The sequence below is a fragment of the Bifidobacterium indicum genome (assembly GCF_036987015.1).
Classification (GTDB): Bacteria; Actinomycetota; Actinomycetes; order Actinomycetales; family Bifidobacteriaceae; genus Bombiscardovia; species Bombiscardovia indica.
Genome location: NZ_BTXM01000001.1, coordinates 342317 through 362078, shown reverse-complemented (window position 1 = coordinate 362078; position 19762 = coordinate 342317). Strand labels below are relative to the sequence as shown.

Genomic DNA, 19762 nt, shown 5'->3' with positions numbered 1-19762 from the left:
AGAAATATCAAGATCCCCTTTCGCTATTTCCGCGCCGCCAAAGGAAAAAACGATTAGTAAGGTCAGCTGTATGGCGCAGTTCACAATGGACCGAATGATTGTTTCCTTGTTGGCCACTTTTACTGTTGCCCGATACACTTCTTCTGCGGTACCGACTACTCTTTTCGTTTCAGGCACTGTTGCCATAAAGGCCTTAATTGTGCGAATTCCAGCTAATGATCGCAGTATGGCATTAGACAGTCTTGCTGTCTTAGCTTGTACCAGTTCGGTATAGGCCTGCAGACGAGAAGAAGCAGCAATCATCAACAGAATGGATGTGCACGAAGTTATAAGTGCCACGGCAAAGAGTCTGGTATCAATGAACAGCATAGCGACAGCTGATCCGCAAGCTGTTAACAGATTCGCGGCCACTTTAAAGAAGTCTGATGACAGGGCTGAGCGTAACTCATTAGTATCTGAGATGACAGTTGAGACATAGTCACCCGACTCCCTCTTATCATACTCTTGTACCGGCAGGCCGAGGATACAGGTAATGAGATTGCTACGTTTATCGAAAACTATTTTCGCCGCAAGGCGGTTTGCCATATTGGATCCCAAACCATCCAGGACGATGCCTGCTACAAACAAAAGCGCCAAGACTGCAATTGGTCTCACCAACTTCTGACTCTGTTCTATGGCGTGTAGAAGATAATTGACACACAGAGGTTGTAGTAACGCCAGACCTGAAGACACTATACCCACAGACATCACAACAACAGTGATAGCTGTGTGCGGTTTCAATAGTCTGAATACATTAAAAATTGTGGTTTTTTGACGTTGCTGAGTTTGCATAGTTGACATGATTTCCGCTATTCGCCTATGGCTGTTTGGACGGTTTCAATTGCCGATCGCTTCAAACTAGAACGTGCAGAGAAAAATGTGGAAAGTGTTCCCGCGGCGATAATGGGCACAGCAAGGATAATGAAGAACTTCCAGGGGAAGACCACTACAAAGAGATTCTTGGAAAGAGGGAGGAATGTCACAGCGGTGAAAACTCCGACGAGCAAGGTGGCCCCCGCAGAGATAAGGATACCGGTGGTCACGAGGATGAAACCATCCAAGGCCGATATGGCAAGTAGCTGTCCGGGCACAGCGCCCGCGATGGAGATAAGGGCCAGATCAAGGTTGCGTTCCTTGGCAGAGATGGCGAAACTGGCGACCGCACCGATTACAGCAATGAGCAAGGCCGACCACAGGCTGGACATAAGCTCTATCGGTGTGGCTGATCCCATGTCTTTCAACTGGGGAAAGCCACTTATGGCAGCAGTACTGGTTTGACCTGTGATTAACAATCCACCGAGCAGGAACAGGCAAGCAGTCAGTGAGATGATGGTGGAGCCGAATGCCTTCCCGCGACTTCTCACAATGGCTTGTGCCCGTGCGATCTTCCAGACATCGGATTGCACAGGAACCAGATTCGTCCATGTTTTGGTGGCCCATTGGATGATGGGTCCTCCAGAATAGGCCAGAGCGACCAGAAACAGCAGTATCGCGATGATCGGGCCTAATGACATGGGTTGCATGATGATGCCCAATTGGGTCTTACTCAGAGTTTTGGGGTCGTTCAACACCAGGATGACGGCAGCGACAGCCGGTGCCAGCAGGGCGATGAAACCACCGATAATAAGGAATCTCCTCAGACCGCGCCCAGCTCTCGTGACGTGGACTTCCTCAGTTCCTGAACCTCTCAGCAGCTCAACCGGAAGCACTTTCCTCAAAGCACGCAGAGTAAAGAGAGCACCCAACAAAGCCACAATGAAACCGACTGCAAGCCCCCTCAAAGCAAAGTCTAAGAAACCCTGCCAAGTAAAAGTGATAAGCGGCGGTAACAGCACGGCCTCCAACTGGAACTTTAGAATCCGTGGGGCAAGAATTGGCGCCAGCGCCATACCAACGATGGAGGAGATCAGAGTCAGCACGAACACCTGCACCATGGTGAGGGTCAGCACCTGCCTAGGTGTGGCACCAAGCAGGGACAACAATGCAAGTCCCTTCCGCCGCTGCCTTATGGAAGCCTGAATCGTCACCATAATGACCAGGCAACCCAGGACCATTGCTATCTGGTAGACCGAGTCCACGTTAGTGCTGAGATGGTGAGATACCACACCCACTTCCCCCGGGGAATCATGTTTGAGATCATTGATTCCCTTGCATACACTCATGGCGCACAGAATCGTCTGCGTGACCACAAGCACAAGAAACACACCGGCCCAGATTCCTCTATTGGCTTTCAGATCATTCAACGCCCACTTCATGACTTACACCTTTCACGCCGCATCGCCATACAGAATCAGGGCAATAACTACGCTTGCTCTTCCACATTCCCTGATGCGACAAATCCGCCATCACTCATGGTGTATACGACGTCGCATTGCCGGGCCAGGCGGAGATCGTGTGTGACCACGACCACGCATTTACCGGGTCGATGGGAGAAGTCCCGCAACTGCGAGAAAACCAACTGTCCGGACTTCTGGTCAAGAGCACCTGTCGGCTCATCGGCGAACACAACATCGGGATCCGCGACCAAGGTGCGAATCAAGGATACCCGCTGCTGCTCACCACCTGAGAGCGAACTAGCTGCGTCATTGTCGTGCCCGCTCAAGTGGAACTTATCCATGAGGGCATCGATGCTTCCTTGATCGACCTTGCGATGGCTGAGAGTCAAGGGGAGCAGGATATTGTCACGAACGGTCATGGACGGGACAAGATTGTAGGACTGAAACACAAACCCGATATGCGATCTGCGAAACAAAGCCAAGTTACGCTGGTTCTTCTTAGTTAGTTCCTCACCCAGCACCCACACATTTCCTTGAGATGGCTGTTCAAGACCAGAAAGGCAATATAGCAAGGTGCTCTTACCACATCCAGAGGGCCCTGTAATTGCGGTCATGGCACCACCAGCAGCAACAAAAGAAAGATCATTGAACACCACAGTGGGAGTCCCGTCACCCGAGACGAAATTCTTACTTAGCTGTTCAGCTACTACCACACCATCACGCATAATATTAACCTTCATGGTACTGAGATCAGAGTATCGCCAGACCTCATGCGATTATAAAGCCCCACGACAACGAGTACTGAAATAAACGCTGTCATGGGGCGATATTCCTATAGAGCTGCGTCCTGCATATTTGGTATTGGAGGATCGGTACTGTTGTTTATCCCTGAGATATTTGAACATAACATGCTCTGAAATACAGATTTTAGAAACTTTTTCTAAAACTGATTGTGCATTGTCAAGGGAAGCCGTCACATGAATTTTCCATCCGTGGGTCCTCATTATGCAAGCAGTCGGCTGCATATATGTCCATACTACGGATTTATTTGAAGCCCATCCTATCGGACAGTCAGGTTCAGGATCCCATGACTCTTCGGCATGTGCCATGAGACTACGGCTATCGACAAAGAAAGGAGATCCTGGGTGCGTCGCCCGCATGTATACAGCTTCCCCAATCATTGCGTCTCCCATCGTTGCGGACTATGCTTTGTAGTAATATTATCAGAACCCGGTTCAGTGTCAACTTCTGTTTTAACTCGCTTCTTGAATATTAATAACTTGCTCATTGCCTTTGATAGCTAAGTACCCATACGTCGCCTTTTAAGATGGCAACTTTCCTTTGAGTAGAGATGGACCTTCAATTGCTGCATCCAATGATGTCAAGTACATCCCCTTTAGGTAAAGAAAATGCCGCCCTAGTGTGCACATCATATAAATATGATGGAGGCAGTGGCGGCTTCTAACATCATTAAATATACCGTTATGAGATTAGTGTATCTACATTTAAATACAAGAATTCACAAAGTCATCACATTTAATTGTCTGTGGTTTGCTGGCTAATGGTCGGCATCTGTAGTAGTTCCCTATAAGCTGGGCTGGAAATCTTAAGTTCGTCATGCGTGCCGCATGCGACGATTTTGCCCTTTTCCATGACCAGTATTTGATCACCTGGCTCAATTGTTGACATTCTGTGAACTACTTCAATGACGGTTTGTTCGGAGAATATCTCGCGTAGTAGAGCATTTATCTTCTGTTGGTTGATTGAGTCGAGGCTTGACGTAGGCTCGTCTAAGAGAATGACAGGTTTTCTGTGCAGCAAAATCCTGGCGATGGAAAGTCTCTGACGTTCTCCGCCGCTCAGGAAGTGGCCTTGTTCACCGACCTGCGTATTTAACTCTTGTTCGAGATTCCTAACTTTTGTATCAAGATTGACGAGCTTGAGCGCATTCCAACATGTCTCATCGCTTGCTTCGATGGTTCCCATCGTTAGATTATCTCGAATACTACCGGAGAATATAGGAGCATCTTGTTCAATATAGCTAACTACTTTCCTGATATCGTTGGCATTTAAATCAGTTGAGTCAACATTGTTGTATAGGATATGCCCCGAATCCGGCCTATAAAAAGCCTCCAATAGGGAAAGCAGCGTAGTTTTACCTGAACCCGACGAGCCCACGATGACGGTTCTTTGGTGTGGGACTGCGCTAAAACTAATGTTCTGCAGAGTGGTATTTCGTTCATCATCTTTGTCCGCTGTATTGTAAGAAAAGCATACATCTTTGAACTCCAGCGTAATGTTGGCTGTATCAAACGAGGAATGCCCATCTGGGGAAAGCATATTGCTCGAACTTACGGTTTCGCTTTTATCGCGCAAAGATTCAATGTCTTCTATTCTCCTGAGTATTCACCCGAAAACGAAAGGAGAATCATGACCGAAGCGATAGAATTGACCAACAGTCTCACGAAAGGGGCGACCATGGTCAAGCAGAAAAGCACAGTCACACTTAAGGTCGACCTGGACCCGGAGGACGTGCGCAAAGGAGAGCGAACCGCCCGTGAGCAGGGCAAGTCGCTGAAAGAGATGCTACGGGCGTACACACACGAGCTGGCGAATGAGACCGTACTGCCGGATGGGACGGTAGTCTGCCGGACCTTAGACCAATCAAGACGATTCCTCGACCGCCTGATTGACGAGGAGACCGGCGTTGCCCATTCTCGAAGCTAGATACTCGCGCGAGTTCCAAACCGATTTACGACGGTTAGCCAGGAAACACCCGAAACTGGCGAGGGAACTGGAGAACCTGCTACTCGAAGAGCTGCTGGTATCAGGCACTGTCTCAGAAGAGTACTTCCCGCACATCTTGAACAAGCCAGGGGGCACATATAACGGCTGTATGGAGTTCCATCTGCGCGAGGACGTGCTGGTGCTCTACAGCCCCCCGAATCCAACCCGTTCTGTGACCATGAGGCGCATATGCACACACGCCGAACTCGCCACGAGCAGATTCAGCCCAGACTGGCCGGACTGACCACGAATCACTGCAAACCAGGGCCGTGCCTTTCCACAACTGGAGGGCACGGCCCCTTTTCTCAACGTCACAACATTAAGAGGACACCATGAGTGAGATTACTTTGAACGACTACGCACAACGCATCGCCCTTGACCCGGAAACTGTCCGGCTTACGGCTGACCGGGGTGGTTTCCGCTCCGCCCACAAGCAGGACGGGGACTGGATGATTGACGAGACGGAAACCTGCCCTGACAAGCGTCTGCGCATGCATGAGGCACTCAATCCAAGCGCGTGGAAGAGCATGGACGCGAAAGAACGCCGGCACGAGTTGCGGCTGCAGCAGATACGCCAATACAGCCGGTTCGGTTCCTTTGGCGGGACTTTCGCCACCTGCCTGCGACGAATCCCCCAGGGACTCCTGGACACGCTCACCCCGGAGCAGGCGGGCCAGGTGGTGGATCTTGTGCACGACACCTACCAGGCTGGCCGCCGCAACCCTGATACGGAGTGGCTGGAGGCTGACGACTGACTGGTGGCGATGGATAAACAAAGGGCCGGGTTTCATCCCGGCCCTCATGTCGTCAACACTGCTGTCAACAATACAAAGCTGATTTCAATCCACTCCCCGCGAGGGGAGACACATCAACGGCAAGCCGTCGACACGCATCAGTGTACCACGCTCAAGACTGGTCCGCTCTGCCCGACCAGGACACCAAGGTCCAACCCTTGTAGGACGCCACTGCGTTACGGCGTCGGCCCAGCATGGATTGCTTGACCTGCTGGATGCCCGAGCACACCCTGACAGCCCCCGGCTCACCATCCTCCTGCCCGAACAGATGGGCGTGGGTGCGGGCCCAATCCTTGAGGTTGTTCACCCGCCACTCCGCCCCTGCGGGGTCTCGCAACACCCAGAGCGCGGACGTGTGATGCTGCGGCCCGCGACGGTTGCGTGGGTCGGTCATGATCCGGTCACGGTTCATGGCTGCATGCCGCCTGAGCCCGGGCAGATTCCGTTCCACCGCTGCCCGGTCCTGGTTCCACGACCCCTTGGGCACCCCAGTATGGCTCCTGGACTTGAGCTTGCACGCACACTCACGGGAGCAGGTCCTGGCGCCACTGGGAGGGGCATCAAACCCCTTACCGCAAATGGGGCACTCTTTACGCATGTCATCAATGGTACGCGCCGAACCACCCCGGCTCCCGCTCCCCCGCTCATGAGACCCCAGGCCGGTTCCCACTACCAGGCTGCTTGGCGCTTACCCTCTGGAATATGTCGGCGAGCGCGTAGGTTGGTTGTCCTTGTTGGTTGGTGCCGTTGGGCGTGATGGTGCCTTGTTGTTTCCATGTGCGGATGGTGCTTGGGCTGATGGTGATGCCACAGGCTTTGAGGATGCGGGCGCCTTGGGTGGCTGTGCAGGAGCGGCTGTGTTTGTTGTTGAGGAGTTTGTGGTAGTTGAGGTTGCGGATGGTGTTGGTCTGCCAGGTGTTGTGGCAGTGGGGGCAAGTGGTTGTGTGGTCTCCGGGGTTGCCGCGTAGGGTGTGGCCGCATTGGGGGTTGGGGCATGGGCCGATGATGATGCTGGGTTGTTGTGGTGGGTTGGTGAGTTCGCGGGCGCGGGTGACGATCCAGTGTGTTTCCTGGGCGAAAAGCTGCATTTCGCATGGTGTGAGGGCCAGGCCGGGGTGGGTGGCGAGTTGGCGCGCGTAGTGGATGTCGGTGTGCCAGGTCGCCTGGTTCTGATGGTCCGGGTCTTCGGGTCCTGGGATGTTGAGGATGCGGGCGAGGGTCGCCAGGTTGATGTGCGCCTTGTCCAGGAGCTCCGTGGCGGCCAGTCTGCTGCCTGCGGGCGTGGTGGTGGGGTGCCCGGCCGCCTGGTCGTAGGTGACGTGGATGGCCGGATCCTCGATATCGTGTAGCTGGCTGATCAGGATGGCGAGTGCTTGCAGATCGGAACGGAACTCCTCTTCACTCACAGGCTGAACATCCCGGCTGGTTTCTTCCCCACTGGTCACTGCTGTGTCTCCTCCCCGTGCGGGTCTTCATTAAGGAACTTGAGGCTGCGCCAGTGGACATCCATCCACCCTCCAGGCGCATACTCGGCCATGAGCCGGCCTGACCGTCCGATGATGCGAAGGAAGCCCCTCCGCGAGCGCTTCCATCCCCGGCAGTACTTGTGGAGGGCGATATGACCGTCCGGGGCGCGCACCTCGATAAGGTCCTGGCTTTCCACTCCCCCGGGCCGTTCGTTGCGTTCGCGGCCTGCGGGGTGGCTGGCTCGGGCCTCGTCATAGCCTGTCAGCATAGAAGCCAGTCATCCGACAACAATTCAACCTGCGTGGGAATCCAGGGCACCAGGCCGAACCTGCTCTCCACAGCCAGATACGGGTGAGTCATCGGCTCACCAAGCGCCGGACGATGCAGGTACACGTGGACCTCCGGACTCCACCGGGGAAGGCGGATACCACCTCGCCCCTCCTTCAGATGGGCCAACGCCTGGTCAAAACCGACCCCACGGTTCTCCAATTCGGACCTCATCACGCCGCCTTCCCGATCCGGGCGGTCGTGATCCGTTCACGAGCAACCTGCTGATACACCGGCAGCACCTCACAGCCAATGAACCGCCGACCCTCCTCCACACAGGCGACCCCGGTCGTACCCGAACCCATGAACGGGTCAAGAACCGTACCCCCCTCGGGAACGATCTGCACCAGGTCACGCATCAACTCAACCGGCTTCTCCGTCACATGCCGACGCTTGACCGCACTCACCGTTGTAATCTCGAAGAACCCCTCAAGCGCGTAATGGTAGTCCTTCATACCGCGCTCGCCTTTGGTGCCCCATACCAGGTATTCGCAGTTGTTTGCGTACCTGCCGCGCTGGCGACGGGCGTTCCTCTTGTGCCAGGGCACCACTCCCCTCCAGATGGCGCCTGCCGCCTGGAGGGCGTCCGTGGTCACGGGTAGCTGCCTCCAGTCCGTGAACAGGCCGATGATGCCGCCCGGTTTCAGAGCCTTCATGGCTTCACTGATCCACAGCTCCGACCATTTCAGGTATCCGCGCTGATCCTTGTTGTCGCCGGCGAAGTCGGACAGGGAGTCCTTGTACTTCTTCGTGCTATCGGACTGCATGTACTTCGCTTTTGTGCTTTGCGATCTCTCGGCGGAGGTACGGCCCCCACTCGAATACGGAGGGTCCGTCAGGATGGCGTCAACACTGACCGGCTCCAGGACCTCCAGCATCCGCATCATGTCACACCCGTACAGGGCTACATCGTCCTCCTCCAGGAATGGTAGGCACTCGCTCACTTGTTCAACTCCTCTCAATACAAGAAAACCCGTCAGGCCGATAGCCCGCGGGTCAAACAACACCATGGATCAGATATGCAGAAGGCCGAACACCAATGCCCGGCCTATACAATAAACCAACTGTATACAAGACTACCGGCAGACCGTGTGAAGTCAAACGGACACCAGCACAGTAAACGACAGGAGCGAATCCTACAAACCCGACAACGTCATAATTTTCTCTTTAAAGGCACTTTTCGCTTCCTGATATCTTTTTACTGCAGCGTCAGTTAAACATGGATCCGGTTCCATACTCCCATCACCCATAGCATCCGCTACCCTGCGTTCAACATCCTTCTCAGCACTCATCCCACCCGCAGCATCGTATAAAGCCTCAATCTCCTCAACAGCTCTCGGACACCTCAATATCAATGTGTCGCGATCCTCGTCGACAGCCTTACGAGCAGAATTTGACAACCCCTGTAACTTAGCATTAAATGGCCCTTCCTCATATCCCCACATTTCGGAATTAACCCAATCAGTAAGACGAATACCTTCTGCTTTGAATAGATCTTCGCAATGATGCATATACGCGCTAGCAACATCAATAACCGAATCCCGATTGTAAGACATCCGATCCCTGCGATCTTGCTGCCACGACCTGCCAAAAAAACAACCTACGGTAACGAGAGCACCGAGCAGGGTGCCACCAAATCCACTTAAAAAATTACCCCACATGGCTAAAATATCACCATACCTTTCGCAAAACAGTTTCACCCAACCCAAACACAATCAACCCTAGCAATGACCAACCCGAACCCGCTCCAATACCATGCAAGTACACTCCCCGACCTCATACACAAACCGCCCATCAGAACCACGACGACGACCAACAAGCCCACGAGCACCCCAATCCCGGATAGCGCGCTCGCTGACCTTGACACCCTGACCAGTGAGGAGATGCGCCACCTGCGAGGATGTGCCCTCCGCCCGGGAACAAGCAAGTTGTTTCAGACTCGGTCTACGCATGGCGAAGATACGCCCTATGCCCCTATACAGGTCCTGGATCAGCCCCACATACTCCACAGCGGCGGGTTTACGCCACACCACGTCCATATCATGTTTCACCGCCGCATCCAGGTGCAGGGCATCCAGAAGCGACTGAAGGTCATGCACGTACCCCATGGCGTCCCACCTGATCGGAGCGGCGCCTGCGGGCTGGCAGGTGCGGGCCACTGGCCCGGTCTGCTGTTTCGTCTCCTTGGCGGCCACCGCGTACAGGTCCGGCTTGATACTCACCAGCCAAGCAAGTTCCCTTCCCAGCAGTTCCCTGCACCCGGAACAGAGCACGTAGGGGACTTCCATCGCTTTATCGTCAACCGGGCAGCGTTTCATCAGTCCTCCTCCACTGCAGGAACAGCGTTGATGACACGGTGCCCGTCCCTGCCGTACTCAAGCAGCCCTCTGGTGACCAGGTAACTCTGGGCCATAGGGGTGGTGGTGCTGGTTCTGTCCGCGAAACTCCCCTCCTGCTGGTCGGCCACCTGCTCCTGCAGACTGGTCCAGTCCGTGACCAGCACCCAAGGCTGGCCGGGCGGCAGTATCCCCTCCAGGGCTGTTCTGATGTCATCGCTTGTCGGCATTTCAGCGTTCATGGTCCGCCCCTTCGTCCTTGTTTTCTGTTGTCTCTTCTTCCTCTGGTTCCAGGCCCAGGGCATCCATATGCAGATCGTCAATGAGCCAGGCCAGTACCTGCACGAACAGGTCGTCCATGATGTGGCACAGGCCCTCATCCCGCCAGTCATCAACGATCACGTCGTGCAGGATAAGGGCTGCATGGAGACACTCATGGACGATCACGCGCATGCACAGGTCACGCCGATTGAACCGAATGGTCACCCTGCGATGGTCATACTGAGTGACGGCCAGGGCATCGTCGAAGGAGACGTTCTCGCGCAGCTTCATGGTTTCATGCCGCATCAGCTCCCCATCGGGGTATACGAGCACGGAAACGGGGGTCAGCCAGTCATTCGAGGAGTCCACAAGTTGGATATTGGTTCTGGAGACGACGCCGGCAGAGTCAGAACGGCTCCGCCGAGTCAGACCCGTTGCCGTGGTCGTTTCATCCTCGGGCATGGTCTTGTCGTCAGCCACGGAACCCACCACCCTTCAAGTTCTCTTGCAACTCATCATCCGTAAGGTCCGTGGGAGGGGTCACCTCCATGTAAGCGCCCGCATCGTCGAGCCGTACCCAGCCGTGGCGTCTGGTCCATATAGGAACGCCCTCGGGATGGTCGTTATACGCGCTGACAATCCACCCCATCCGACGTGACTGCCTCTCATGACCATGGACCCAACCATGACAGCCCGTTGTACCGGAACCGCACAGAAGGACGAGGTTCGACGCCTGGTGGAGCCCAGGGAACGGGTGGCTGCGCTTATGCCTGTGATGGCGACTGGCCGAGACCCCCCACAGAGGGGAGCCGCATCTGATGCACTCCTGCCTGTCGCGGATATCCACCAGACGGCAGGTTTCTCGGGAGGGAACGCTCATGCTTCACTCTCCTCTCCCGTATTCACCTCCTTGGCCTTACCCTGTGGGTAGATCACGGTTTTGATGCCCGCGGCTATGGCACGATGGGCCATGTCCCACGTTCCCAGGGATTGACCGCTCTCATTGGGGAAGGCGATGCAGATCCGCGCTCCCCTGTCCGCCATCTCCTGGTTGCTGACCTCAACGGCATCATCAGGGTGCAGGTCGAAGTCTGCAGGGACGGTCTCAACTCGGAAACCGTAGTCCCGCGCAAGGCTACGGGCCATCGCATCTATACCGTCCGGGCATCCACCCTGGATGATGGTCACACCGGCGGCATCACCCCGCTGGGCATCAAGGCGCCGGATGTCCTCTTCCAGGGTCCGATAGTCCTCTCTCCTGTTCCGGCTTCTCCCCCCGGTCACAATGATCCTGAGTTCAGTCATTCGGTTCCTCCTTCCGTCCCTTGCCAAACCCGTCACCAGCGCTAGCGGCATACATGCCGTAGAGTTCAGCGGTCCCGTCCTTCTTCACGCGCAGGCGGAAGTGGAAGTCAGCCAAAGGCTGGTAGGCGTCCCTGTAACGGTTGTTCCTAACATTCGCGTAGACGGCCCGTGCTCGTCTCCTATTGGTGCAGGTCATCAGAAGCGCCCATCTCCCGGGGTTCCTCTTCAAGATCTTGGATCTCGTCAGGTGCGAGACACGCACCCTGGGTGCCAACTCCTCGCTGTCCTTTGGAGGGGTATCTACAAATTGCAGTATCGGACTCCTCCCCTGCATACGCTGGATGATGAGCTTCTGCCTGACGGTACGGTCCGCAGGGTCGGTCTCCAAGGCCTCACGGACCTCATTGGCGTTCGCTGATAACATGTTCTTCCTTTCTCTTTTCTGACTGATGTTCCTGACTGGTTTCGGTTACGTTAGGCCCTATCCGTGCACCAGGCGATCATCCGCCGGTACTGCTCCATGTCACGGTCCAGACAGTGCCCGGTCCTGTCATCGGTCTTGGGCAATCCCTCCTCGATGGCCGCGAGCGCTTCGGGGTTTGTGTCTTGGAGGATGTTGCGGATGGTGGTGAGGTCGTTCCATTGGTGGTTGGTGTAGGTGTTGAGGTTGGGGATGTGGGGTTTGAGGAAGTCGATGTCGAAGTGGATGCTGCTGCCGGTGGGGTGGAGTGTGGCTTGGTGGCTGGCGTGTTTGAGGTGGGCGTTGAGGAGGCGCCATGCTGTTTGTGGTGGTGTGCCTGTTTTGGTTTCTTCTATGAGGTTGTTGGTGGTGTGCATGTGTTGGACTTTGGGGTCCATGCGGGTTAGTGGGTTGGTGGTGGGTTTGATGATGAGGTGGAGTTTGTCGTAGGTGTGGTTGGCTTCCTTGTTGGTGATTCTGGTTTCTATTTCGAGGATGCTGTCCTTGTTGGGGTTAAGTCCTGTGGTTTCGATGTCGATCCAGAGGAGGCGTTGGGGTTTGGCTTGTTGTGGTTTCATGATCTTTCTTCTTGCTTGTTGGGTTGTTCGAGTGATGTTGGTCAGGGCGTCCAGGCAGGTTCTTCCTACTGCTATTACGCTGTCCTTCAACTTGTGTGCGAGTTCGTTGGCTGACTGGTGCAAGGACTGTTTGGCGTACCGGGTGAAGCCTTGTGAATGGTCGGGTTCGTGCGCCCAGTCGTATACCAGACAGGCTGGTACTGTTATGAGCAGTATCGGCAGGTAGACCAGCAGGAACGCCAGCACCCACGATTCGACTTCACTCAAAAGTCAGGTCCTTCCTCGTATCCGCCATACATGTCAATGCGCTGCTTGATTTCCTTGATTTGGGATGGGAACATGCCGTACCTGCTGGCCACAACCTCGTCTGGGACCTTGTGACGGATGTCCTCTATGGCTTGCATGGTCTTCCGTGAACGTCTCATGAAAGGTCCTCTCGGCTGTTCTGTCCTATGGCCCACCGCATGAAACATGTACAATCCTGTAGCTGCTGCCAGGAAAGAGGAAGCTCTGACAGCATCCCCCCATAGGTCTCCTTCCATTCCGAGACTGGGACCTGGCTGGCTTCCTGAACCGTCACGATCCGATTGAGAACAAGGACGAATACCGCCTCCGCGCCAGCGGGATAATCCGCCATGATGCGATCCCACTGTTCCGCAGTGACCCCATAGCTTTCCTTAGAAGCCACATCTCCCTGGCAAACACGAACACCTGGATGGCAATCCTCTCCGGCTTGTTCAAGGCGCTCATCAATCTCCCGCAACATGTCTCGGATATGGTCCACTGACTGCAATGCACCCGGTGTTGGGCTTGTGTTCCACTGGCTGAGACGACTCATGAGAACACCTCAATAGCGATTACGGCGAACATGGAGGCTGCACTGATCATGCTGAGCCCCGCGGTGATGCCGAGCACGACCGAGACTCCGAACCGATCGGCATTGAAGGCGCACTCCGCTGCCAGTGTGAACACCCCCGCACTGATCACGGCGACTGCCAGCAGGATGATCTTGGCAGTCATGCTTCCTCCGCGCTTTTACCCACTAAGTGCCCGGACTCTGATCCCGGGCCGGGGGTCGGGTCGTTTCCTTCCAAGTGCCAGTGTTCCGGGCAGTAGTCCTGTCCGTCTTCCGTGTGCAGCCATTCAAGGCTGCCGCCCAGCCTCTGGCATCCAGGCCAGTCGCAGACCGGCATGCGTGCTTGGATTACCACCTCGCTCATGAGCCCTCCTCCCTAATCGCTTCAAGGATGGTCTCTGCCATCTCCGCTGACTCTGCTTTGGTCATGTCCACGGCCAGCCCTGATCGTCCGGCTGTGTGGGGTTCTTGACTTGGATGTTGGTCTCCCCGTCTTTGAAAATGGCGATATCCACGTAGCTGCCGCCGCAGTCAATTGTCGGATGGCAGGTTATGGTCTTGCAGATGTCATCCTCCGAGATCGTGATGTTGGCGCTGCTCATGCTTCCTCCTCCTGCCTGTGTCCTCGTCCAGCTTGGTCAAGCAGCCAGGCCCCGACTCTCCTCGCTATGTCCGGTGTGAGGGTTTTGCCCACGAAGTCACGCCCCTCGCTGAGGGTGAGGCGAATGCCGCCATCCACTGCGACCAGGGACATTTCCGGCAAGCCATACCCGTCGCGGATGCTGAGATCGTACCTGTCTTCGGTTGGCTTCTCTTCGGGCGGCCATTCGGCCCATTCCTCCGGCCCTATAAACCCGGTCATGTCTCATCCTCCGGTTCTGGCCCTGGGACTCGTCCATGCTCGTCGTCCCAGTGCCAGTGCTTCGGGCAATAGTCTTTTCCGTCGTCCGTGTGCAGCCATTCACCGTCGTTGCCTGGGTCGGCGAACATGATTACGGCGGTGTCGTAGCTTTCCCAGGCGCTGTACATGTCATCGCTGGCGGTCTGCTCGCATCCTGACCAGTCGCATGCCAGCGTATGCGCGGGAAAGGTCATGTCACTCATGACCGCCCCCTGGGCCCGGGCACGCGGCGGCTGCCATCCCAATGCCAATGGTCGGGACAGTAATCCAGTCCCGTGGCGGGATCATGCAGAAAGTCCTTATCCAGGAACTCGTTACACTCCTCTTCTGGCAAATAAGCCCACTGGCCTACTGCCTCCTGGTAAGTGGCATTGCCGTCGTACAGGTCGTTCTGGGCGGTCTCCTTGCAGCCCGGCCAGTCACAGGCCAACCGATGGTATGTCATCAACCTGTCACTCATGCCGCCTCCTCCGGGAAGATGTCATTCAGGCTGGTGCGAGACCGGATGGGCGCAACGTGAAGACGATCCACTCCTTTGGTGAGGATCCCGAAGCGCTCTTCCGTCTTGGGGAACAGACGGTGGAAGGTCCTCTCATCGACTCCTGACAGGCTCTGGATGAGCGGATCGTGAGTCCGGTCGAAGTCATCCTCCGGTCCCAGCCAGTACACTCCCAGCACTTTCCCTGTCTCGGCGTCCACGTACCGGATCGCGTCAGCCTGGTGGAAGCCCTCGTCCCGAATCTCGTAGAGTTTCCTGCCCTGCTCGATGAGCTTGTAGATGCTCGGCTTGATTTTCGCCGTGATGATCGTCATAGCCTTCATGCTGCTTCCTTCAGTGCGGTTTCGATCCTGTCCGCCGCCTGCTGTGGCGTGTGCCCGTCCCACTCAGGGGCCTTCTCTACCTCCGGGCAGTCGAACAGGTCCCAGTACTCGTCCTGGTAGTGGTTGCTCACCTGGCCCGTGGGAAGCTGCGCGGAGACGATGAACCAGCCGCCACCGAAGCAGGACTCCCCGTCGGAATGCCGGTGCGACTTGACGACCGGGTAACCGGCCTGCTGCCATGCCCTTACGGCCCAGGCGTGGTAGATCATCCGATACCGGTACAACTCGTCAAACGTGTGGTATCCGTCGCTAATCTGTCCTGTGTCGCTCATGCTGCCTTCTCCTGCCTGTATGGGTTGTTCTTGGTGACTTCGGGTATGAAACTGGGGTCTTTGCCGTCATCAAATGGGTACTCGCCGTTCCACCCTTCACCGCTATGTCTGAAAGCGTGGATGGCTCCCTCGTCCCAGGCTTTCTCCTGGGCTTTCCTGATCTCCTCACCGCCCATGGTCTTTCCGCCTTCCTCAGACATAAACGCCTATATCGAGATCCAGTGATTCCAGCAGATTCACGACAAGCCCGAACCCGGCATGGGTGAATCCCTGGATGTCGGAGGTCGCGTCCCTGATGGGCTGAGCGTCGTCCAGACCCAAGCAATATGCGAGGTTGTCCAGATCCTCCCCACCGGTCCCGTACCTGTCGTCGATCGCCTCCCTCACGTCCGAGAACATCCTCTTCGCGTGGTGGGGGAACACGGAGAGATCGCCCTTCAGCGCATGGTTGATGAAGTCGACCATCTGCCGGGCTTGCCGCTTCGTGATATTGGTGTAACTGGCTTCCAGACCCGACAACTGGAAGTTCCCCTCATCAGGGAAGTAGATCAGTCTCGGTTCCGAACCCAGGACGTCACCATCCTCCTCGTCCGGAAGATCGAGCACCTGGTTGCCGTATTCGTCCGTCTTCCCTACCATTTCGTGTCCTTCCTGTTCTCTAGAAACCGACCGAGACTCGGACGGTAAACCCCGCTCATGCTGCCTCCAGTGTTTCCAACAGATCCATCACTGTCGTTTCGCCCGTACAGCGCTGGCGAGTCAGTTTGGCAAAAGTCGAGTCGATCTCGAATCCCAGATAATGCCGATTCAGGTGCTTTGCGGCCGCACAGGTTGTTCCCGATCCGCAAGTAAGGTCACAGACCCGCATCCCTGGTTTCGTGTGCAGCCTGATCAGCTCCTCCATAAGAGCTTGTGGCTTCTGCGTGGGATGCAATCTTGTCTGCTCTTTGGCCAGCCACGGCATCCAATCAAGCACCATCTGTCTTCCATTCCGCCACAAGGGGAGTTTCCCCCTGTACGAGACGATGGCATGCTCCGTTGCACCGCAGTACCGCTGGTTCGCTTTCAACGCCTGTGGACTGCTCTTCTTCACGAAACTGAGCGGGATATACCCTTTAAAGCCGTGCTCCTTCATGACGGATATCAAGAGAACCTGCTGCTCAAATGAGCAGAAGGTGATTACACACCCATCCTCCCCCGGCTTCCCAGTCGACGGTTTCAATAGTGCCGCGCACACGCGGGCATATGAACCGAGATCGAAGTCCCCGTCCGTCTGGAAGAAAGGCTGCCCCGCCAACTCCGAAACACCCTTCTTGTTATCGCCTTTCTTGTACCACATGGGATTCGAACCGTCAGCAGCAGAACCTAGAGCATAAGGGATATCCGACAGAAGCAGATCAAACTTGCCAACCTCATACTGTTCGTAGTCCTTGAAGTCGGCATTGATAATCTCATCGTTCATCACCACTTCTTCATCCCCTAACTGCGAGCGCGGGTTGGGCGAGTCTGGTTTTAAGTCTGAGGTCCAGGTAGTCGCGGCTGATATCGATGCCCACATACTTGCATCCTGACTTGAGGGCCGCCAATCCGGTCGTACCCGAGCCCATGAACGGGTCGAGTACTGTTCCTCCAGGTCGGCAGCCGGCCTGGATGCAGGTGGTGGGCAGTGCTTCCGGGAAGGTGGCGAAATGGGCACCCATGAAAGGCTGGTTGGGGATGTCCCACACGTCCCCCGGATTAGCCATCATCGGGTTGGTGGCCGAGTGGGCGCGTCCACGCCTGTGCTGGCTGTATGTCTGCCTTGGGCGGTTGGGTTCGTCGCTGTCCCTGTCCCATGTGAGTGATCCTTCGCTCTGCACAGTGGCGGGCACCTTGATGGCATCCAGGTCGAAGTGGTAGCGTTCCGACCTGGTCAGCAGGAACAGGTCTTCGTGCTTGACGGCCAGACGGTCGGCAGCGCTGGTGGGCATGGCGTTGCGCTTATACCAGATGATGTTGTTGCGGAGTATCCACCCGTCATCCATCAGTGCGAACGCCTCACCGACTGGGACGCCCAGCAGGCTCTTGGCTCTGATGGACCGGCATGCTGAGGTCAGCTTCCCCACGCGGGCTCCCCTGTTGGTGGCCTGCTTGCCGGAGTAGGCGGCTCTCGTGCCGTCTCCTTGGCGTCCTTTACCTGACCCTGAGTACGAATCGGCCAGATTCAGCCACAAGGTTCCGTCTTTCGCGAGCACCTGGGCGGCCTCATGAAAGACACCGGCGAGACGGTGCACATACTCCTGCGGGGTCTCCTCAAGGCCTATCTGCCCGTCCACACCGTAGTCGCGCAACCCGTAGTATGGCGGGGAAGTCACGATGCAGTCCACGCTGTCCGCAGGCAGGCTCTTGAGGACTGAGAGGGCGTCGCCTTGCCATAGGGTCACACCTTCGTCGCGGTAGTAGGGTTCACGCATGGATCGGCTCCTTAGCGTAGTTCGCAAGTCCCGCAGCTTGGAGTGCTTGGCTGTGGGTTCCTCCTTGGTTGAGGGTGTCGGCTATGGTCCATGCGGCCTGGGTTCGGGGGCTGGTGCCGAATCCTGTGGTGTTGGTGTGGTCGAGGGTGGGGTCGTATGGGGCGAGGAGAGCCTGGACGTGTTCGCATCCTGCGGTGTGCTTGTGGGGTTGTGGGGTTCTGCGGGGTGGGATTGGGGTTGGTTTCTGTTCCGGGGGTGTGGGTTTCTCGTTGGTGAGCCAGAGCATGTAGCGGGCGTCCCAGTCGGTGAGGCGTTTGCCTTCGGCTTCGGCCCAGAGGCGGAACCGTTCGGCGGAGCGTACTGGGTCGATGTCGTGCTCGGTGGCGTAGGTTCGTGCGGCCTGGTTGGGTTGCCAGTCCTTGGGCAGGTGGTGTCGTCGGGTCTTGTGTTGTGGGTTTCCGCCCCCGTTGGGGACTATAGGGGATGTAGTTAATGGTTCTACTGATGGTTTGGGTGAACGCTGGTTCACCCCGTGGATACCTGCTCGTTCACCCCGTGGCTTGGTGCGGGGTGCAGTCTGGTTCAGGTCGTTGGCGGGATCGCGGGATGCAGTACCGTTCACCCCGTGGTCGGGTATGGTTCGGGAATCGTTGGAATCACTGGGTTCCTGAGACTGGTCAAGGATGCGGGGTGCAGTCCCGTTCACCCCGTCCTCTGGTATGGCGGCGGAGATGGCCCGCTCCTGGGTGACGGGCATGCCCGACTCCCCCACCGGCCGCATGCACAGATCCCACACCGTGGGCCTGTGGTCGGCACGCACATGGGACACCAGCTTCTGGTCGCCGTGACGGATGACCCCATCCTCCCGGAGCCGTTTCAGATGCTGGCGCACGCACCGCTCGGACACCCGCGCCACCTGGCTGACGGTCTGCACGCTCGGATACGCACCCCTGCCGTCCGGTTTCGCATAGTCCGCAAGGATCACCAGGATCAGACGGCTGGTGCAGTCACCACCCACAGGCGCATCCCTCAGCGCCCAACTGACCGCTTGTACACTCATGATCTTCTCCCATTCAGCCAGTCAAGGAAACCGGCCGCGACATACAGCAGGATCGCCAATATGGTCTGCCACACGGTCCTGCGATCCTCCCTAGAAACCCTCACGAACCGGCCTTGAGGACTCCTCGTGCTTCTGATGGGGACGGCGCTTCCTCGCTTCCCGCTGCCTCATATGGCTACGTGCCTGGCGTCCGTTCTTGTGCTTGCTCACTGTTCTTCCTTTCCCAAAGGGGTTACGGTCACGGTCACACCCATGGGGTGCCTGTCATCCGCGTATCTCTTCATGCAATCCCGGTAATCACTGATCCGGCTGTCGTCCCGGACCACGCCGGCCGACTGCAAGGCGTCGCCCAGGGCGCGCAGCAGCTTGTCCAGGTCCCCACCGCCCTTGTCCTTGTCAGCGGCCGTGGCCGGGACACGGAAGGCCGGGCTGGCGGGGCAAGGCAATCGGAACTCGGCTGAAACACGGACCGGGCAATCGTATGGGCGCAACCCCGCCCGGGCCATGGCAGCCTTCGCGCTCCAGGCCATGGTCTGTTCCCAGGCCGCAAGTCTCGGATCATCAGGGATGGCATGACCACGGGCACCCATGTAGGGCTTCACACTCCCTTTGGTGATCGGCTGGCCGGCGGCGTGGAAACCCAGGCTCCGGCCCCGGTTGTCCTCATGCCCAGCGTGCAACCGTTCCTTCCCGGCTCCCCGCGAGGGT

The 19762-nt window shown here is 56.7% G+C and carries 34 protein-coding genes and 1 pseudogene; 3 read left to right on the top strand and 32 right to left on the bottom strand.

What is annotated here, in order from left to right:
* Nucleotides 1-15: 15 nt before the first annotated feature.
* The 5 genes and pseudogenes from AACP59_RS09445 to AACP59_RS01515 all read right to left on the bottom strand — a co-directional run.
* A pseudogene (locus AACP59_RS09445) lies at nucleotides 16-747 on the bottom strand (ABC transporter transmembrane domain-containing protein); the annotation flags it as partial.
* A 101-nt stretch (nucleotides 748-848) separates the two neighbouring features.
* Nucleotides 849-2294: an FtsX-like permease family protein gene (locus AACP59_RS01525; protein WP_045924218.1), complete on the bottom strand. Its 1446-nt coding sequence runs from the start codon at nucleotides 2292-2294 to the stop codon at nucleotides 849-851.
* Between the two features lie 47 nt (nucleotides 2295-2341).
* Nucleotides 2342-3040, bottom strand: coding sequence for an ABC transporter ATP-binding protein (locus AACP59_RS01520; RefSeq protein ID WP_045924347.1), 699 nt, complete (start codon nucleotides 3038-3040; stop codon nucleotides 2342-2344).
* A 51-nt stretch (nucleotides 3041-3091) separates the two neighbouring features.
* Nucleotides 3092-3424, bottom strand: a complete 333-nt coding sequence (locus tag AACP59_RS09605; protein WP_479686261.1) for a class III lanthionine synthetase LanKC N-terminal domain-containing protein — start codon at nucleotides 3422-3424, stop codon at nucleotides 3092-3094.
* Between the two features lie 427 nt (nucleotides 3425-3851).
* Nucleotides 3852-4691 (bottom strand): ATP-binding cassette domain-containing protein, encoded by an 840-nt coding sequence (locus AACP59_RS01515; protein WP_339349539.1) that lies wholly within the window; start codon nucleotides 4689-4691, stop codon nucleotides 3852-3854.
* 54 nt (nucleotides 4692-4745) lie between these two features.
* On the opposite strand from AACP59_RS01515, the gene AACP59_RS01510 reads away from it, so the two are divergent.
* From AACP59_RS01510 to AACP59_RS01500, 3 genes are all read left to right on the top strand, one after another.
* Complete coding sequence (locus tag AACP59_RS01510) at nucleotides 4746-5042, top strand: hypothetical protein (RefSeq protein ID WP_339349538.1); 297 nt, start codon at nucleotides 4746-4748, stop codon at nucleotides 5040-5042.
* Nucleotides 5023-5346, top strand: coding sequence for a type II toxin-antitoxin system YafQ family toxin (locus AACP59_RS01505; RefSeq protein WP_339349537.1), 324 nt, complete (start codon nucleotides 5023-5025; stop codon nucleotides 5344-5346). Before AACP59_RS01510 ends, AACP59_RS01505 begins: the two co-directional genes overlap by 20 nt.
* Before the next feature lie 88 nt (nucleotides 5347-5434).
* On the top strand, nucleotides 5435-5857 hold the full coding sequence (locus tag AACP59_RS01500) for a hypothetical protein (RefSeq protein ID WP_339349535.1): 423 nt from the start codon (nucleotides 5435-5437) through the stop codon (nucleotides 5855-5857).
* 151 nt (nucleotides 5858-6008) lie between these two features.
* Here AACP59_RS01500 and AACP59_RS01495 read toward each other — a convergent pair whose 3' ends face one another.
* From AACP59_RS01495 to AACP59_RS01365, 27 genes are all read right to left on the bottom strand, one after another.
* Complete coding sequence (locus AACP59_RS01495; protein WP_339349533.1) at nucleotides 6009-6383, bottom strand: hypothetical protein; 375 nt, start codon at nucleotides 6381-6383, stop codon at nucleotides 6009-6011.
* Between the two features lie 157 nt (nucleotides 6384-6540).
* On the bottom strand, nucleotides 6541-7302 hold the full coding sequence (locus AACP59_RS01490; protein ID WP_339349531.1) for a hypothetical protein: 762 nt from the start codon (nucleotides 7300-7302) through the stop codon (nucleotides 6541-6543).
* 35 nt (nucleotides 7303-7337) lie between these two features.
* The gene (locus tag AACP59_RS01485) at nucleotides 7338-7631 is read right to left on the bottom strand and encodes a hypothetical protein (protein ID WP_339349529.1); all 294 of its coding nucleotides are present in this window, start codon (nucleotides 7629-7631) and stop codon (nucleotides 7338-7340) included.
* Entirely contained in the window at nucleotides 7625-7864 is a 240-nt protein-coding gene (locus AACP59_RS01480) for a Thoeris anti-defense Tad2 family protein (RefSeq protein WP_339349528.1), read from the bottom strand. Before AACP59_RS01480 ends, AACP59_RS01485 begins: the two co-directional genes overlap by 7 nt.
* Complete coding sequence (locus AACP59_RS01475; protein ID WP_339349527.1) at nucleotides 7864-8634, bottom strand: DNA-methyltransferase; 771 nt, start codon at nucleotides 8632-8634, stop codon at nucleotides 7864-7866. The genes AACP59_RS01480 and AACP59_RS01475 overlap by 1 nt, the downstream gene beginning before the upstream one ends.
* A gap of 192 nt (nucleotides 8635-8826) precedes the next feature.
* Complete coding sequence (locus AACP59_RS01470) at nucleotides 8827-9399, bottom strand: hypothetical protein (protein ID WP_339351172.1); 573 nt, start codon at nucleotides 9397-9399, stop codon at nucleotides 8827-8829.
* Between the two features lie 12 nt (nucleotides 9400-9411).
* Complete coding sequence (locus AACP59_RS01465) at nucleotides 9412-9912, bottom strand: hypothetical protein (protein WP_339349525.1); 501 nt, start codon at nucleotides 9910-9912, stop codon at nucleotides 9412-9414.
* A 95-nt stretch (nucleotides 9913-10007) separates the two neighbouring features.
* Complete coding sequence (locus AACP59_RS01460; RefSeq protein ID WP_339349523.1) at nucleotides 10008-10268, bottom strand: hypothetical protein; 261 nt, start codon at nucleotides 10266-10268, stop codon at nucleotides 10008-10010.
* Nucleotides 10258-10767 carry a hypothetical protein gene (locus AACP59_RS01455; RefSeq protein WP_339349521.1) on the bottom strand — a complete coding sequence of 170 codons (510 nt, stop codon included), beginning with the start codon at nucleotides 10765-10767 and terminating at the stop codon, nucleotides 10258-10260. The genes AACP59_RS01460 and AACP59_RS01455 overlap by 11 nt, the downstream gene beginning before the upstream one ends.
* A 396-nt stretch (nucleotides 10768-11163) precedes the next feature.
* Nucleotides 11164-11592, bottom strand: a complete 429-nt coding sequence (locus AACP59_RS01450) for an SLOG family protein (RefSeq protein ID WP_339349519.1) — start codon at nucleotides 11590-11592, stop codon at nucleotides 11164-11166.
* Nucleotides 11585-12016, bottom strand: a complete 432-nt coding sequence (locus AACP59_RS01445; RefSeq protein WP_339349518.1) for a hypothetical protein — start codon at nucleotides 12014-12016, stop codon at nucleotides 11585-11587. The genes AACP59_RS01450 and AACP59_RS01445 overlap by 8 nt, the downstream gene beginning before the upstream one ends.
* Nucleotides 12017-12066: 50 nt before the next feature.
* Nucleotides 12067-12897, bottom strand: coding sequence for an exonuclease domain-containing protein (locus AACP59_RS01440; RefSeq protein WP_339349516.1), 831 nt, complete (start codon nucleotides 12895-12897; stop codon nucleotides 12067-12069).
* Nucleotides 12894-13055 carry a hypothetical protein gene (locus tag AACP59_RS01435; protein ID WP_339349515.1) on the bottom strand — a complete coding sequence of 54 codons (162 nt, stop codon included), beginning with the start codon at nucleotides 13053-13055 and terminating at the stop codon, nucleotides 12894-12896. Before AACP59_RS01435 ends, AACP59_RS01440 begins: the two co-directional genes overlap by 4 nt.
* Nucleotides 13052-13468: a hypothetical protein gene (locus tag AACP59_RS01430; protein WP_339349514.1), complete on the bottom strand. Its 417-nt coding sequence runs from the start codon at nucleotides 13466-13468 to the stop codon at nucleotides 13052-13054. Before AACP59_RS01430 ends, AACP59_RS01435 begins: the two co-directional genes overlap by 4 nt.
* Nucleotides 13465-13650: a hypothetical protein gene (locus tag AACP59_RS01425; protein WP_339349512.1), complete on the bottom strand. Its 186-nt coding sequence runs from the start codon at nucleotides 13648-13650 to the stop codon at nucleotides 13465-13467. Before AACP59_RS01425 ends, AACP59_RS01430 begins: the two co-directional genes overlap by 4 nt.
* A 261-nt stretch (nucleotides 13651-13911) precedes the next feature.
* Nucleotides 13912-14088, bottom strand: coding sequence for a hypothetical protein (locus AACP59_RS01420; RefSeq protein ID WP_339349511.1), 177 nt, complete (start codon nucleotides 14086-14088; stop codon nucleotides 13912-13914).
* Nucleotides 14085-14348 carry a hypothetical protein gene (locus AACP59_RS01415; protein WP_339349509.1) on the bottom strand — a complete coding sequence of 88 codons (264 nt, stop codon included), beginning with the start codon at nucleotides 14346-14348 and terminating at the stop codon, nucleotides 14085-14087. The genes AACP59_RS01420 and AACP59_RS01415 overlap by 4 nt, the downstream gene beginning before the upstream one ends.
* Nucleotides 14345-14590, bottom strand: coding sequence for a hypothetical protein (locus AACP59_RS01410; protein ID WP_339349507.1), 246 nt, complete (start codon nucleotides 14588-14590; stop codon nucleotides 14345-14347). The genes AACP59_RS01415 and AACP59_RS01410 overlap by 4 nt, the downstream gene beginning before the upstream one ends.
* Entirely contained in the window at nucleotides 14587-14847 is a 261-nt protein-coding gene (locus AACP59_RS01405) for a hypothetical protein (protein ID WP_267399488.1), read from the bottom strand. The genes AACP59_RS01410 and AACP59_RS01405 overlap by 4 nt, the downstream gene beginning before the upstream one ends.
* Nucleotides 14844-15209, bottom strand: coding sequence for a PepSY domain-containing protein (locus AACP59_RS01400; protein WP_339349505.1), 366 nt, complete (start codon nucleotides 15207-15209; stop codon nucleotides 14844-14846). The genes AACP59_RS01405 and AACP59_RS01400 overlap by 4 nt, the downstream gene beginning before the upstream one ends.
* A complete protein-coding gene (locus AACP59_RS01395) occupies nucleotides 15206-15541 on the bottom strand; it encodes a WDGH domain-containing protein (RefSeq protein ID WP_339349504.1) in 336 nt (111 codons plus the stop codon). The genes AACP59_RS01400 and AACP59_RS01395 overlap by 4 nt, the downstream gene beginning before the upstream one ends.
* Complete coding sequence (locus AACP59_RS01390) at nucleotides 15538-15717, bottom strand: hypothetical protein (protein ID WP_339349503.1); 180 nt, start codon at nucleotides 15715-15717, stop codon at nucleotides 15538-15540. Before AACP59_RS01390 ends, AACP59_RS01395 begins: the two co-directional genes overlap by 4 nt.
* A gap of 16 nt (nucleotides 15718-15733) precedes the next feature.
* Nucleotides 15734-16180: a hypothetical protein gene (locus AACP59_RS01385; protein ID WP_339349501.1), complete on the bottom strand. Its 447-nt coding sequence runs from the start codon at nucleotides 16178-16180 to the stop codon at nucleotides 15734-15736.
* 55 nt (nucleotides 16181-16235) lie between these two features.
* Nucleotides 16236-17003: a DNA-methyltransferase gene (locus AACP59_RS01380; protein ID WP_339349499.1), complete on the bottom strand. Its 768-nt coding sequence runs from the start codon at nucleotides 17001-17003 to the stop codon at nucleotides 16236-16238.
* A 10-nt stretch (nucleotides 17004-17013) separates the two neighbouring features.
* Nucleotides 17014-17994, bottom strand: coding sequence for a DNA-methyltransferase (locus AACP59_RS01375; RefSeq protein WP_339349498.1), 981 nt, complete (start codon nucleotides 17992-17994; stop codon nucleotides 17014-17016).
* Nucleotides 17987-19054: a helix-turn-helix domain-containing protein gene (locus AACP59_RS01370; protein ID WP_339349497.1), complete on the bottom strand. Its 1068-nt coding sequence runs from the start codon at nucleotides 19052-19054 to the stop codon at nucleotides 17987-17989. Before AACP59_RS01370 ends, AACP59_RS01375 begins: the two co-directional genes overlap by 8 nt.
* A 206-nt stretch (nucleotides 19055-19260) precedes the next feature.
* Entirely contained in the window at nucleotides 19261-19734 is a 474-nt protein-coding gene (locus AACP59_RS01365; RefSeq protein ID WP_339349495.1) for a RusA family crossover junction endodeoxyribonuclease, read from the bottom strand.
* Nucleotides 19735-19762 lie beyond the last annotated feature (28 nt).

Coding starts and splice junctions, on each gene's coding strand:
- AACP59_RS01525 (WP_045924218.1), bottom strand. CDS start 2,294: ATGAAGTGGGCGTTGAATGATCTGAAAGCCAATAGAGGAATCTGGGCC.
- AACP59_RS01520 (WP_045924347.1), bottom strand. CDS start 3,040: ATGCGTGATGGTGTGGTAGTAGCTGAACAGCTAAGTAAGAATTTCGTC.
- AACP59_RS09605 (WP_479686261.1), bottom strand. CDS start 3,424: ATGGCACATGCCGAAGAGTCATGGGATCCTGAACCTGACTGTCCGATA.
- AACP59_RS01510 (WP_339349538.1), top strand. CDS start 4,746: ATGACCGAAGCGATAGAATTGACCAACAGTCTCACGAAAGGGGCGACC.
- AACP59_RS01500 (WP_339349535.1), top strand. CDS start 5,435: ATGAGTGAGATTACTTTGAACGACTACGCACAACGCATCGCCCTTGAC.
- AACP59_RS01485 (WP_339349529.1), bottom strand. CDS start 7,631: ATGCTGACAGGCTATGACGAGGCCCGAGCCAGCCACCCCGCAGGCCGC.
- AACP59_RS01480 (WP_339349528.1), bottom strand. CDS start 7,864: ATGAGGTCCGAATTGGAGAACCGTGGGGTCGGTTTTGACCAGGCGTTG.
- AACP59_RS01460 (WP_339349523.1), bottom strand. CDS start 10,268: ATGAACGCTGAAATGCCGACAAGCGATGACATCAGAACAGCCCTGGAG.
- AACP59_RS01450 (WP_339349519.1), bottom strand. CDS start 11,592: ATGACTGAACTCAGGATCATTGTGACCGGGGGGAGAAGCCGGAACAGG.
- AACP59_RS01445 (WP_339349518.1), bottom strand. CDS start 12,016: ATGTTATCAGCGAACGCCAATGAGGTCCGTGAGGCCTTGGAGACCGAC.
- AACP59_RS01435 (WP_339349515.1), bottom strand. CDS start 13,055: ATGAGACGTTCACGGAAGACCATGCAAGCCATAGAGGACATCCGTCAC.
- AACP59_RS01430 (WP_339349514.1), bottom strand. CDS start 13,468: ATGAGTCGTCTCAGCCAGTGGAACACAAGCCCAACACCGGGTGCATTG.
- AACP59_RS01425 (WP_339349512.1), bottom strand. CDS start 13,650: ATGACTGCCAAGATCATCCTGCTGGCAGTCGCCGTGATCAGTGCGGGG.
- AACP59_RS01420 (WP_339349511.1), bottom strand. CDS start 14,088: ATGAGCAGCGCCAACATCACGATCTCGGAGGATGACATCTGCAAGACC.
- AACP59_RS01415 (WP_339349509.1), bottom strand. CDS start 14,348: ATGACCGGGTTTATAGGGCCGGAGGAATGGGCCGAATGGCCGCCCGAA.
- AACP59_RS01410 (WP_339349507.1), bottom strand. CDS start 14,590: ATGAGTGACATGACCTTTCCCGCGCATACGCTGGCATGCGACTGGTCA.
- AACP59_RS01405 (WP_267399488.1), bottom strand. CDS start 14,847: ATGAGTGACAGGTTGATGACATACCATCGGTTGGCCTGTGACTGGCCG.
- AACP59_RS01400 (WP_339349505.1), bottom strand. CDS start 15,209: ATGAAGGCTATGACGATCATCACGGCGAAAATCAAGCCGAGCATCTAC.
- AACP59_RS01395 (WP_339349504.1), bottom strand. CDS start 15,541: ATGAGCGACACAGGACAGATTAGCGACGGATACCACACGTTTGACGAG.
- AACP59_RS01390 (WP_339349503.1), bottom strand. CDS start 15,717: ATGGGCGGTGAGGAGATCAGGAAAGCCCAGGAGAAAGCCTGGGACGAG.
- AACP59_RS01385 (WP_339349501.1), bottom strand. CDS start 16,180: ATGGTAGGGAAGACGGACGAATACGGCAACCAGGTGCTCGATCTTCCG.
- AACP59_RS01380 (WP_339349499.1), bottom strand. CDS start 17,003: ATGAACGATGAGATTATCAATGCCGACTTCAAGGACTACGAACAGTAT.
- AACP59_RS01375 (WP_339349498.1), bottom strand. CDS start 17,994: ATGCGTGAACCCTACTACCGCGACGAAGGTGTGACCCTATGGCAAGGC.
- AACP59_RS01370 (WP_339349497.1), bottom strand. CDS start 19,054: ATGAGTGTACAAGCGGTCAGTTGGGCGCTGAGGGATGCGCCTGTGGGT.